The sequence below is a fragment of the Marinimicrobium sp. ARAG 43.8 genome (assembly GCF_050113635.1).
Taxonomy (GTDB): Bacteria; Pseudomonadota; Gammaproteobacteria; order Pseudomonadales; family Cellvibrionaceae; genus Marinimicrobium.
The window spans coordinates 42,851-56,604 of the sequence record NZ_JBNJLT010000004.1; the positions used below are offsets into that span (position 1 = coordinate 42,851).

General features: G+C 56.3%; 7 protein-coding genes. 5 read left to right on the forward strand and 2 right to left on the reverse strand.

Annotated features, from left to right (window positions below; translation table 11 throughout):
* The first annotated feature begins 12 nt into the window (after positions 1 to 12).
* Entirely contained in the window at positions 13 to 1,458 is a 1,446-nt protein-coding gene (locus ACQCLF_RS09320; RefSeq protein ID WP_426986559.1) for a phospholipase D-like domain-containing protein, read from the forward strand.
* Here the strand turns inward: ACQCLF_RS09320 and ACQCLF_RS09325 are convergent.
* Positions 1,455 to 2,621, reverse strand: coding sequence for a DUF418 domain-containing protein (locus ACQCLF_RS09325; protein WP_426986561.1), 1,167 nt, complete (start codon positions 2,619 to 2,621; stop codon positions 1,455 to 1,457). The two genes, ACQCLF_RS09320 and ACQCLF_RS09325, sit on opposite strands and share 4 nt — an antisense overlap.
* Positions 2,622 to 2,770: 149 nt before the next feature.
* Here ACQCLF_RS09325 and ACQCLF_RS09330 point away from each other — a divergent pair, with 149 nt between their 5' ends.
* The 4 genes from ACQCLF_RS09330 to ACQCLF_RS09345 all read left to right on the forward strand — a co-directional run bounded on the left by ACQCLF_RS09330 (position 2,771) and on the right by ACQCLF_RS09345 (position 12,010).
* The gene (locus ACQCLF_RS09330; protein WP_426986563.1) at positions 2,771 to 3,805 is read left to right on the forward strand and encodes a serine hydrolase; all 1,035 of its coding nucleotides are present in this window, start codon (positions 2,771 to 2,773) and stop codon (positions 3,803 to 3,805) included.
* A gap of 83 nt (positions 3,806 to 3,888) precedes the next feature.
* Positions 3,889 to 5,919 carry a glycoside hydrolase family 9 protein gene (locus ACQCLF_RS09335; protein ID WP_426986565.1) on the forward strand — a complete coding sequence of 677 codons (2,031 nt, stop codon included), beginning with the start codon at positions 3,889 to 3,891 and terminating at the stop codon, positions 5,917 to 5,919.
* A gap of 149 nt (positions 5,920 to 6,068) precedes the next feature.
* Positions 6,069 to 8,636, forward strand: coding sequence for a family 20 glycosylhydrolase (locus ACQCLF_RS09340; protein ID WP_426986567.1), 2,568 nt, complete (start codon positions 6,069 to 6,071; stop codon positions 8,634 to 8,636).
* Between the two features lie 179 nt (positions 8,637 to 8,815).
* On the forward strand, positions 8,816 to 12,010 hold the full coding sequence (locus ACQCLF_RS09345; protein ID WP_426986569.1) for a TonB-dependent receptor: 3,195 nt from the start codon (positions 8,816 to 8,818) through the stop codon (positions 12,008 to 12,010).
* Between the two features lie 77 nt (positions 12,011 to 12,087).
* Here the strand turns inward: ACQCLF_RS09345 and ACQCLF_RS09350 are convergent, their stop codons facing one another.
* Positions 12,088 to 13,587 (reverse strand): tryptophan halogenase family protein, encoded by a 1,500-nt coding sequence (locus ACQCLF_RS09350; protein ID WP_426986571.1) that lies wholly within the window; start codon positions 13,585 to 13,587, stop codon positions 12,088 to 12,090.
* Positions 13,588 to 13,754: the final 167 nt, after the last annotated feature.

Genomic DNA, 13,754 nt, shown 5'->3' on the forward strand with positions numbered 1-13,754 from the left:
GGATGGCGCCTGATGCGATATCGATGCTTTGCTTTCTTTAAAATCACGCTGTTAGCGCTACTGTTGCTGCTGGTCGGCGTGGGGGTCTACCACACCTGGAAACCTCTGCCTGAAGGGATCAATTTCACCGGACCCGCGAGGTCGGTGGCCAGCCCGGTTTTTCTGGCGGACCGCACCTATGTGGAAGCCGACGGAACCCGCCATTCCGAGCAGGTGATTTTTGACGAAATCAAAAACATGATTGCCCGGGCCGAACGTTTTGTTCTGGTCGATATGTTTTTGTTCAATGAGTATCAAGGTGCGATGGACACGACGCACCGGGCTCTTGCCTCTGAACTGACCCAGGCACTGATACAGCAGAAACAGCGGCATCCGGCTATGCAGGTGCTGGTGGTCTCCGATCCGCTGAATACGGTCTATGGTGGCCTGGCTTCCCCGCACTTTGCGGCACTGGAAGAAGCCAATATTCCGGTGACACTGACTCGCTTGCCGCGTTTGCGCGACAGCAATCCGCTCTACTCCTCCCTGTGGCGGCCTTTTATTCAACCCTGGGGAAACAGCGAAGGCAAAGCCCTTCCGAACCCCTTTGGCGAGGGTCGGGTCTCGGTGCGCAGCTATCTCGCCCTGCTGAACTTCAAAGCCAACCACCGCAAGCTGGCGATCACGGATGACGGAGACCAGTTGGTGGCGCTGGTGACGTCCGCCAACCCGCACGATGGCAGCAGTGCCCACGGCAATGTGGCGCTGCGTTTTGGGGGCGCGGCCGCCTGGGATCTACTCGATAGTGAAACGGCAGTCCTGGCTTTTTCCAACGGCCCGACGCCGGTGCCGGGAATCCAACGTGCTCGCACGACGTCTGACCGGCAAAATCCTGCGACCTTGCGCATCGTGACCGAGCGCGCCGTGGAGCGTGCGGTGCTGGACATGCTCCAGCAGGCACAGCCGGGCGACCGGGTGGATATGGCCATGTTTTACGTATCGGATCGACACATCGTTCATGAGCTCAGGAAAGCGGCTGAGAGAGGTGTAGTGCTGCGCTTGTTACTCGATCCCAATAAGGACGCCTTTGGCCGCGAAAAAAACGGTGTGCCCAATCGACCGGTTGCTCATGAACTGGTGCAGGCCGGAGTGTCGGTGCGTTGGTGTGATACGCACGGCGAGCAGTGTCACGCCAAATGGTTGATGCACCGCAGCCAAAATGGCAAGGCGCAAATGCTGCTGGGCTCGACCAATTTCACCCGCCGCAACCTGCATAACCTTAATCTGGAAACCAGTGTATTGCTGAGTGGGGAGACACCCCAGGCTCCGTTTCGTGAAGCGGCAGACTGGTTTGATGACCGCTGGTCGAACCGCGATGATCGCCAGTACAGTGTCGCCTACGAGGCGTATGCCGATGAGCGTCTATGGCCTCGCCTTCTCTATCGAATAATGGAGACGACGGGGTTGAGTACCTTCTAAGCCGTGGTTTTCAACAAGGGAGATCGTTTCCCTTGCGTCTGCCAGCGCCACAGCCATTCCACAGGCCCCTGCCGAAACAGGGCCAGCCATAAAGCGCTGAACAGCACTTGGGCGATAAAAAGTATGGCACTGAACAGCATCAGATTAGCCAGCGAGTACTCAGCGAAATAACCACCGCCAAAACCATAGAACAGGCAAACGCCAATGGCGGATTGAGCCAGGTAATTGGTCAAAGCCATTCGCCCAATCGGAGCGAAAGGCGTGCGCAGGAGGCGTCCCAATATGCCGGTATTATTCCACAGCCACATCAACAATGAGCCGTAAACCATCGCCATAGCGGGTCCCGCCAGTGTTTCATTCACGATAAACAGAGCGCTGGTGGTATCGCCCTGCTCGACTAACCATTGCTCTCCAATGGCGCAGGCCAGACCGATTGGCCAGGCCACGATGGCGATCAATACCAGCGCTCGTGCTTTCTTTGGTTCGGGTTTCGCCAGCCCCCACCGCGCCGCTGCCGCGCCCAGAAGAAACAGCACCATGACCCGGGCGGGACGCAGATCGGCCAGCCGATCCAGGATATTGGCGGGCAGCAACGCTTGATTGGCCTGGCGCACTTCACCGTAAGCGCCGGCGGCGAACACGGGCACTTGTTCGGCGAGTGCGCTCAACCAGTCCTGGTGCCAGGTGATGGTTTTTGCGGCGTCCATCAGTAAAAAGCGACCCGCCCCGACCGCCATCAACAAGATGCCGGCCGCGCTGAGCAATGTCTTGGGTCCGCAACGCAGGAACGGTGTCAGCATGACGCCAATGACCGCATACATCAGTAAAATATCCCAGGGCCAAAGCAGCAGGGCGTGGGCCAGTCCGATCAGCGCGAGTCCAAACATGCGTTTGAGGTGGAAAAAGGCGCCTTTGCTGGCGGCGACCAAAACGAAACTATACCCGAACAGCAAAGAAAACAGACTGTAGAATTTATCGTGGGCAAATACTTTGAGCCAAAACAGCAGGCTATGGTCGTATTCCGAGCGGGACAGCGGCTCGCGCCCTTCCGGACCGAGAAAGCCCCAACCGGAAAATACCTGAATGTTGACCACCAGAATACCCAGCAGCGCAAACCCGCGCAGGGCGTCCAGGGCGTCAATGCGTCCGTATCCACTGGGCATGGCACTGTTCCTCAGGAGTTGGGTAGAGTTACCGTAAAGCAATCCGCGTCGCCGCGCCAGTTTGGTAATAGGGGAGGTGCGAGAACACGGAACAGCCTGAGAGGTACGCAGTCCCAATGCTTGAACGATCACTGACAGAGGAGTTGCTTATGCCACTATCGGTTCGAAGACAGCAGGGCTTGTTATTGCTGATTTTATTCATTGGCTCGGTCTTTGGCCGGGTAGAGGCAGGATCGTTATCGGAGCGCATGGCGGCCATTGAAGAGGAAGAGGATCTCAGGCTGGGTGTTTACCTTAAGCGAATGGATTCGGGAGAGACGGTGTCTCACCGGGGAGGCAGGCCGTGGTATCTCGCCTCTACCATCAAGATTCCGCTGGCCGTGGCGATACTGCAAAAAGTGGATGATGGAGCGCTCTCGCTCACCCAGGAGCTTACCCTGAAGGAAAGTGATTACGTCGATGGCTCCGGTGACTTGCAAAACGCAGCGCCTGGCAGCCAATACACGGTTGATGACCTGAATTTCCGTTCAGTGGCACACAGTGACAGTACGGCGACGGATATGCTGATTCGACTACTGGGTGAGGAGGCACTCAACCGGCAAATTACCGAGCGGATGGTTGCCGAGGGTTTTGGTCCGATTACCACGATTTTACAAGTGCGCTATGAAGCCTACGGGGAGATCCACCCTCGTGCGAGCGAGTTGAGCAACCTGGACTTTATCGACCTGAAAAACGCCGGTGCCTTACCCAATCGTTTCACCGGCTTTCTGGAAAAACTGAAGCTGGACGCTGACGATGTGCGGGCAAACAGCGTTGCCGAGGCATTTGAGCGCTATTACCAGACCGACCTGAATGCCGGTTCTCTCAGTGCCATGGGGCTTTTGTTGGAGAGAATTGCAAAGGGTGAGTTGCTGAGCGATCAGAACAATGAACGACTACTCAACTATATGCGTGCCGTTAATACCGGAGACCATCGAATTAAAGCCGGGTTGCCCGAGAATGTGGATTTCGCCCACAAAACCGGGACGCAGATTGGTCGATCCTGCAACGTCGGTATCATTAACCCCCAACCAGCGAGCGAGGCGATTGTCATTGCGGTGTGCGCTGAGGGTTACACGTCCTTGATGAACGCCGAACGCGCTTTTTCCAAAGTAGGGAAAGCGGTGAGTGAACACTGGCTTTAATCACGCAGGCCGTTTACCAATGGTTGGAAATACTTTAGGCTAAGTTATTCAATCAGACCATAACAATAAACTGAGGCAATGCGATGTTCCGTCACGTTATCCTGATCAGGAAAAGCCTTGTTGTCACGCTGTTCGTCTTTTGGGGGGCGCTCTCCCTGGTTGCCTGCGGCGGTTCCGGTGGAGGCGGCTCAGCCGATCCGGCACCCTCCCCGGGTTCCTCCAGTGAGTCCATGGTCTGTGGCCAGACCGTGCCCGACAGCGCTTCCGCCGCCACCGTACAGAGCACGGTGCCCGTGGCGGACTGCCTGGTCGTTGACCAGTTCGGCTATTTGCCCGAAAGTCGCAAGGTAGCTGTGCTGCGGGACCCGCGCGAAGGGCATGATGCGAACCTGAGTTTCACCCCTGGTTCGGATTATGCCTTGGTGAATGTCGACACGGGCGAGGTTGCCTACGAAGGCGAGCCGAGTGTGTGGAACAGCGGCCAGGTGAGTGCCACCAGCGGGGATGCCGTGTGGTGGTTTGATTTCAGCGACGTGTCCACACCCGGTCGTTATTTGGTGTGGGATCGCTCGCGCAACGTGCGCTCTCCAGAGTTTTCCATTGGTGAAGCGGTCTACCAGCCCGTATTGAAAGATGCCGTGCGCACCCTGTTCTACCAGCGGGCCGGTTATCCCAAGGAATCTCTCTATGCAGAGAGCGGCTGGACGGATGGCACCAGCCACCTGGGCTCTGGTCAGGACACAGCGGCACGCCGTTACGGTGCGACGGGTGATGCCAGCACGGAACGGGATCTGCGCGGCGGCTGGTACGACGCCGGGGACTATAACAAATACACCAACTGGCACGCTGACTATCTGGTGGTTCTTCTGCACAGCTACCGCGAGAATCCCGCTGTCTGGGGTGACGATTACAACCTGCCCGATTCCGGTGACGGTATCCCGGATCTGTTGAACGAAGTGCACTGGGGCATGGAGTGGCTGGTGCGCATGCAGGAAGACAATGGATCCGTGCTGTCGGTGATGGGGCTGGACCACGCCAGCCCGCCGTCCTCGGCCACCGGTCCCAGCATTTACGGGCCTGCTACCACCTCGGCCAGCTTGACCAGCGCCCAGGCGTTTGCGTTGGGCAGTCTGGTGTTCTCGACACTGGGAACAGATGAATGGAGCGACTATGCCGCCGAATTACGACAACGTGCCCTGGATGCCTGGACCTGGGCACAAAGCCATCCAGAGATCACCTTTGCGAATACCGGCAAGGTGGCCGCCGGCGAACAGGAAGTCGACGAGAATGGCCGTGCCGCTAAAAGGCGCGCTGCCGCTATCTATCTGTACGCGCTGACCGGCGATGAGGAATACCGGACACTGGTAGAGGACTATTATCAGTCCCATCCCATCGACTGGGTTGGCCCCTGGAATGAGCCGGAATTAATGCACCTTCTGTACTTCGCATCGTTGGACGGTGTCACCGAAGAAATAGCCGATAACATTCGGGACGATTATCGCTCCGCGATGAACAGCAACTGGGGGCAGGTTGAGAATGAGCTGGATGCCTATCGCGCCTATCTGGGTGCCAGCGATTTCACCTGGGGCAGCAATCGCACCATGGCGCGCCAAGGGCTGACCTTTCAACAACTGGATGTCTACCATCTTGACCCGGCTCGGGAACACGCCATCGCCGAAGCATCGGAAGGCTATCTTCACTACCTGCACGGCACCAACCCACAGGGGCTGGTGTATTTGTCCAATATGTATCACCTGGGCGTTTATCGCTCTGTGGACACCTTCTACCACAGCTGGTTCAGCGACGGCAGCCCCAATTGGGATTCGGCACAGGATTCCAGTTACGGTCCGGCACCGGGATTTTTGGTCGGCGGGCCCAATCCCGGTTATAACTGGGATAGCTGTTGCCCCGATAGCTGCGGCGGTGCGGAGAACAATGCGCGATGTGGCAGCGCGCCTCTATCCCCTCCGTTTGGGCAGCCACCGGCCAAATCCTACCGGCAGTTCAACGACAGCTGGCCGCTGAACTCCTGGGAAGTGACGGAAAACCATAACGACTACCAGGTGGCGTATATTCGTTTGTTGTCCAAATTTGTGCCCCCGATTGCACCGTAATGTTACGAATTGTGACCGTTGATAAGGTTTGATGCCCTATTGTCGGTCACTTTTTTCCACACCTTGTAAAATTTTGAAACTCGATTAGACAACGTTGTCCGTTATGGTCTATGCTCCCCGATATCCTGAATTCCCGTGGGAGACCAATAATGAGAACGCTTGCCGCCCTTATCGTATGTTTGTGCAGCCTGGTAAGCCACGCCGAGCCATTGAGTGAAGCGCAGTTGCAGTCGTTTGCCAGTCAGGCGGAATGGCGTTTCGGCATCGTCGATAACACCGATGCAGAAGGTCCTCTGGTTCGTCTTTCCCTGAATAATCGTTCCGATGTCGTTTTGCCTGAGGGTGAGAGCGATTGGGAAATTTATTTCCATTCGGTGCGCAAAATCGCCAATACTGACTCGGGCGGTTTGCAATTGCAGCATATTCAGGGCGACCTCCACCGGCTGACGCCCACCGAGGATTTCACCGGGCTGGCCTCTGGCGGTGAATTCACCCTTCCCTACCGGGTTTCCGCCGCCATGGTGGCCTATACGGACTTTATGCCCCGCGCCTTCATTCATTGGCCCGGCGTGGGTTCGGCGGTGTTTGCCAATACTGATACCGAGGATGTCCATGCGTTTGTTGATGTGATCGAACGGCCGGAGCAATGGCGGCGGTCCACCAACGATGAAGTCCCCCGGGCGACGGCGAGCACGCGTTACGACGCCAACCGGGTGTTTGATGGTTTGCGCCTGTCGGAGAGTGAGCTGCGGCAGCGGATCATCCCCACGCCGCTCAGTGTGAATGCGCACTGGGGCGATGTCACATTGACCACCGATTGGGCCATCCACTACGAGGGGCGTCTCTCTTCCGAGGCGACCTATCTGGCCGAACGCCTTGAAGCGGTTATGGGGAAGGCCCCTGCTCGTGTGTTATCCACGGACGCCCTGGATGGCCCCCGCATTGAGCTGAAGGTCGATCCGGGATTAAGCGATCTCCCCGAGGGACCCGAGAGTTACCGGCTGGTGGTAGAGCGTGAACTTATTGAAATCATTGGTCGTGATAACGCCGGGGCCTTCTATGGCTTGCAAAGCCTCCTGAACCTGTTGCCCGCCCGAGCCGAGCAAGGCCGCTTTACCTTGCCGCGCCTGACCGTGCTCGATGCACCGCGTGCGGGCTGGCGCGGCATGCATTACGACATGGGCCGCAACTTTCACGGCCAAGCAGTGACGCTTCGGCTCATTGAACAGATGGGGCGTTACAAGCTCAATAAACTGCACCTGCACCTGACTGAAGACGAAGGCTGGCGCCTGGAAATTCCCGGCTTGCCGGAACTGACAGACGTCGGGGCGTACCGCTGTTTTGATCCGGACGAGAACGACTGCCTGCTGACGCAGCTGGGCACCGGTCCTCATAAAGATGGCAGTGGTAATGGTTTCTACAGCCGGGAAAACTTTGTGGAAATTCTGAAATACGCCGCCGCGCGTCATATTGAAGTAATTCCGGAAGTGGATATGCCCGGTCACGCCCGTGCCGCCATTAAAGCCATGGAAGCGCGGCACTACCGCCTCACCGAAGCAGGTCAGCCGGAAGCGGCCCGTCAGTACCTGCTGTCTGACCCTGACGACACCTCGGATTACATCACCGTTCAGAACTATACCGACAACTCGATTAATGTCTGCCTGGAGTCCACCTATGCGTTTGTGGACAAGGTCATGTACGAGCTGCAGCAAATGTACCGCGAGGCGGGCCTGAAGCTGAACATTTTCCACATGGGCGGCGACGAAGTTGGCAAAGGTTCATGGAGCGGCTCTCCAGCCTGCCAGACGTTGTTCACTGAACGTCAAGGCGTAGCCGGTGTGGCGGATCTGAAACCCTACTTTGTCAGTCGCGTTGCCGCCATGGCCAAGCAGCGCGGCCTGGCGGTGGCCGGCTGGGAAGATGGCTTGATGTACGACGCCCAGAATACGTTCAACCGGGACCAGTTCGACAACACGCGCGTGATTGCCAACGCCTGGGACAATATTTGGGAATGGGGTGTGGGCGATCGTGCCCATCGCCTGGCCAATGCCGGTTTTGAAGTCGTGTTATCGCATGGCACACATCTTTATTTCGATCATCCCTACGAGGCGCACCCGGACGAGCGCGGTTACTACTGGGCAACCCGCTACACCGACACCCGCAAAGTGTTTGGCTATATGCCGAGCCATTTGTACGCGAATGCCACTACAACCCGTGAAGGCGCCGCCATCGACAATTTGGAAGCGTTGGTGGGCCGTGCCATGCCGCCACTGGAGAAGCCAGAAAATATTCTGGGTATTCAAGGCCAGGTGTGGACCGAGACTATTCGGACGGCTCAGCAGTTGGAAACCATGATTTATCCGCGCCTTCTGCCTTTGGCCGAGCGCGCGTGGCACCGGGCTTCATGGGAAAGCGACGAGCCCGATGTGAAGGCCCGGCGTAAAGACTTTGCCGAATTTGCGGCGGTGTTGGCGCAGCGTGAGCTGCCCAAGCTGGCGGCAGCCGATGTGGCGTTTCACCTCAGTCCGCCAGGCGCTCGGTGGGAAAAGGGTCGCTTACAAGTCAATACGGAATTCCCGGGGATGGTCGTCGAGGTTAAAACATCCGCCAACGGCGAATGGCAGAGCAACCTCGGCGGGATTTCCCGCGAAGAAAGCCCCGTTTGGGTACGTGGTCGCGTGGGCGATGTGAAAAGCTGTGCCACCCGTCTTGAATAACGGGTGGTACTCAGTCACAGAGTTAATAAAACCATTTGACAACGTTGTCCAGTCGGGCGTAGAAAATACCGGTGTTAAGGAAAAATAAAGCTGGCACAGTGCTGATACAAGCACACATAACAAGGGCGGTAACTACAACAATCATCACTACAACAAATAGCACTCGTTAGGAGGTAGTCATGGAAACTCGCACACAGGGTTTCAAGAAAACACTGCTCGCAACCAGCATTTCATCGGTGCTTCTGGCTCCGGCTTTTGCCCAGGCCCAGAGTGAACCCATGCTGGAAGAAATCGTCGTCACTGGTGTGTACGCGTCACAGCTGAACGCTGTCAGTACCAAGCGGGATGCCGCATCCGTGGTTGACGCTATTTCCGCTGAGGACATCGGTAAACTCCCCGACGTCACGATCGCCGATTCACTGCAACGTATTCCGGGTATTCAGGTTGAACGCACCGCTGGTGAAGGTGGTCCGGTTCAGATTCGCGGTTTGGCCAACGTTGCCACTTCAATGAATGGTGAAACCTTCCTGAGCGCCACCACCATCGACACCTCCGGGGCCGACTTTGGTGATCTGCCCTCTCAACTGTTCTCGGGTGCCGATGTGTATAAGTCGCCGCTGGCGACACTGAATACGTTGGGAATTTCCGGCACCGTGGATCTGCAAACCCGTCGCCCGTTTGATCTCGATCAGGGGTGGACCGCCTCTATTTCCGCCGAGGCTGACCGGGGTTCGATCAGCAAGGAAACCGATCCCACCCTTAGTGGTTTGATTGGCTGGAACAACGACAAGGTCGGTCTTTTGATCAGTGCCGTTACCACTGAAAAAAATCTGGCAACGGATTACAACGGCTACTTTGATACGTCTGAAAATGGCGGTATTGGTGCCGCGAACAACAACTATACCTGGGTTGCGCCCGAGTACGATGAAGAGGCTGGCGATTGGGCGCCGGAGGTTTACGACCGCGTATATCATGTGGTGCCCCAAGGCTTTGCGGCGTTTCACAAAGAGGAAGAGCGTCAGCGCGATGGCCTTAACGTCTCTTTTCAAGCCGAACTGGCCGATGGCGTCGAGTTAGTCGTTGACCACTTCTACAGCAAACAGGAGCGCTGGAACCGCCGTGCGGGTATGTCCCACAATAACCGGTGGCAGTCTTTTGCGGATTACGCCTATCCGCAGGAAGGCGCGTTAAGTGACACGCGTTTTCAGTATCCGGTGATGCAATCAGTTGAACTGGAATCTGAGGAAGTCATTCAAGTTGAAGAAATTCAAAACTGGGCGGCTGTCAATGCGTTTGATGCGTTGCCCTGGCGCCTGCAATCTTTTACCCAGGTCAACTACAACAACGAGGAGTCTAACAACTCCAACGTTGAATTGAATTTTGATCTGGATGGTCCGCTGACCGGTCAGGTTCGCCTGACGCGCGCCTCGGCTGACGCCTCCATGCGCCATTCCTATATCGAAGGCGATCTGATGAGCATTGATCAGGCGTATGGTGCTGACGGTCAGCTTCTGCCCGCAGGCCAGCAACCTACTCGAGTCACTGGTCCAGGTGGATTGTTGACAGCGGAGCAGTGTCAAAGCTTTGATGCTATCGAGGGTAGCCCAGAAGGTGAATTTGGCGGTTGCTTCGCTCAGTATTCCCCTGATTCAATCACCAGCCGTGACTTCATGATTGGTTACGACGCTTCGGGTAAACATCCGGTATTCACCGGTTTTGATCAGCCCGTGGACGGAGGGCTCGGCGCAGGAGCTACGGTAGCGGATTATATGGCTAACGCCAGTTCCTACCATGTCGGCGCCATGTCGTCGGAGAACAACTACGACAATTCCGCCACGATGAACACTTTCAGCACACGCTGGAACTATGAGTTTGAAGACACGCCCTTCATTACCAGCGTTGATTTCGGCTTGCGTCAAAGCGAACGAAAAGTGGATCGTGAGGAATTTTCTTACTTCGCGCGCAATGCGATAACCGGTTGTGAAGCGCAGTGGAAAGCGGTCGATCAGTTTGGTGGAAATGAATCCTGTGATCCAGATGCTCGTCAGGGTGAGTTGCTGTTTGACTCTAACGGCGACCCGGTTTTGAACATGGATCCGGAGTCCGACGATTTTGGTGAGCAGCTCACGGCGAACTATACATTCCTGCCGCCGATGAATTTGGGTACGGGATTCGAGACGATTACCATTGATGATTACGGTCCGGTTTCCGGTATTCCTGGCGTTATCGCGGTTGATCCGCGCTCGATGGATGACGCACTGGCGTTCCAAACCCGTTACACCGGGGAACAGGTTCGCTACTCTCAGCCGGGTTCCAGCTACAGCGTAGGGCTGGATGAGTTCAGTTATTTTGTGCAAGCCAACTTTGAACTGGCCGATGTCATCACCGGTAATCTGGGCGTTAAAGTCATTGAAACCGATCTGACTGTGGTGCAAAACGTCGTCGGTGGTCAACGTCCCAGTTCCGGTGTCAGTTATGACCAAGGTGACCAGGTTAGTCAGCGCAGCTATACCGATGTGCTGCCCAGTTTGAACGTGGCCTGGGAAGCTACTGATAACCTGATATTCCGTCTGGGGTACGGTGAGACCATGCAACCGCTGGACTTGTTGACCTGGGGCGGTGCCAAGAGTGTCGGTCGTGTGTTCAATGAAGAATGTCAGTGTATGCGGGTCGCCAACGGTACCTTGAACGGTAATCCGGATCTGGACCCGACGCGTGCCAAAAACTACGATCTGAGTGGTGAATGGTACATGGGCAACGCATCGGTGCTGAGCGCCGCGCTGTTCCGTATCGAAATTGATAGCTTCATCCAAACCGATACGCTGATGATTAACGAGCCGGATGCGGATGGCATTTTCCGCGGTCCCCATCCGTTCAGTGCGCCGGTTCAGGGCAGTGGTGGCGAGGTACAGGGTGTCGAACTGGCGGCGAAGGTGGCGTTCAGTGATTTGACCGACGGGTTCCTCTCCAACTTTGGTTTCGATGTTAACTATACCCTGTCCGACAGTTCACAGGATCGTGTGGGTATCGAGGGAAGAGAACTGCCGTTCCCCAACAACTCCGAAGACACCTACAACGTCGTGGGCTGGTTTGAGAATGAGTTCCTGTCAGCAAGGCTTGCTTACAACTGGCGCTCTGCTCGCCTGATGTCCGTGGGTGGCAGTGCCATCGGTCTGCAAAACCTTTACCAGGATGATTATGGTCAGCTGGATTTGAATGTGACATGGGATGTGACGGACGAACTGGCGTTGTACCTCAATGGCGCCAACATCACGGAAGAGTTCCAGCAAACCTACCTGGAGTTCTCGGATCAGAAAGCGTTCCAGAATATCTATGAGGCTCGCTGGTCAGTCGGTGCTCGTTACACCTTCTGATGAAATGTTTGAAGGATTTTTCACCGGCAAGGATGCCATACGAGAAAAACCGCCCTGGCATTGCCAAGGGCGGTTTTCTATGCGTCGCGCTCCATGGCGCAATGTTTATCAATAAAATCCCGGTGTGACATTGGCTGCGCGGAAGCCTGCGCAATGACACGCCGCATTTTTTCCAGCTCCTGTTGTAGCTGTTCGGCGGGTATCTTGTCCGCACGAATGTCGTAATGAGCGGGTCGCTTTCCCATTCCCCAATAAACCGACAGCCAGCTATCCGGCTCAAATGCCTCGGGTTCGTGCTGGAGAATGTGCCCACGGTGTTCAAACAGGGCCATCTTGTGTGCCAATGAATCCGGTACGGGCATGGCCTGGCAATAACGCCAGAACTCGGTGTCGTCCCGTTCGGTCGCCTTATAATGAAGAACCAGAAAATCCCGGATGCGTTCGAACTCGTGGTGGTGCAGCCGGTTAACTTCATCGCGGTCGTGTTCGTTAAAGCCCGATTCGGGAAAGAACGACAGCAGCTTACTGATGCCGGTCTGGATAAGGGAAATGCTGGTGCTTTCCAGCGGTTCCAGAAACCCAGAGGCAAGCCCCAGCGCAAAGCAGTTTTTTATCCAGATTTTTCGACGAGGCCCTGCGGTAAACCGAAAATGACGCGGTTCATTAAGCGGTGACGGTACGCGCTCCATCAAAGTTGAGCGAGCCTGTTCATCATGGCAGAAGGCCTGGCTGTAAACGTATCCGTTGCCGGTGCGCGATTGCAGCGGGATACGCCATTGCCAGCCGCAGTCCAGCGCGGTACAGCGGGTATAGGGGGTGGGTTCGTCCATGCCCGCGGCCTGAACCGCTACGGCGCTGTCGCAAGGCAACCAACGACGCCAATCGTCGTGACCGGCCTTCAATGTTTGTTCAATCAGTAACCCTCGAAACCCGGAGCAATCGATAAACAGTTGGCCTCCAACGCGTTGGCCGCTTTCCAGGCGCAACGCCTCGATATCGCCGGTATCCCGGTTCTGGACGACCTCGTCAACCTGGCCTTCTATGCGACGGACGCCGCGTTGTTCGGCGTACTGGCGCAGATAGTCGGCGTAGCGCGCCGCATCGAAGTGGTAGGCATAACCGTAGGCGGCCAGCGGCGTCGGCGGTTCGCTGTGGGGTTGGGCAAATCGGCCTTTCAACGCCAGTTGAGTGACGAAACTGAAGTCTTCCAGCGCACTATTTTGCAACCGGCTTAAATAGTGATGAAACGGTACGCCGTTGAGAGGTTGGCCGAAATCGGCAAAAGGATGAAAAAAGCGGGTGCCTTTACGGCGCCAATCAACAAAATCGATCCCGAGCTTAAAGGTCGCCCCGGTGGCGCGAATAAACGCCAATTCGTCGATACCGAGCGAGGCATTGAAGTTTCGGATGCTGGGGATGGTGGCTTCCCCCACTCCGACGGTCCCAATGCTTTCCGATTCCACCAGCGTAATGGTGGCGTCGCGTCCTTCAAAATAACGGGCCAGGCTGGCAGCGGCCATCCAGCCTGCCGTGCCACCACCGAGTATGACCACCTCATTGATTGCTGCTGTGTGCATAACGCTCGTTCCGGCTGTCGCTTTGTGTTGTCGTCATTCTACCGGATTGAGTGCTATCTGGCAGAAAACGTTTTCAGGGATTGGAAAACGTTTTCACGTGCGTGACGCCCCCTTGCCCGTAGACGTGCGGGTGAAGGAGGCATAGCATCCGTTCGAGTCGGTACAAC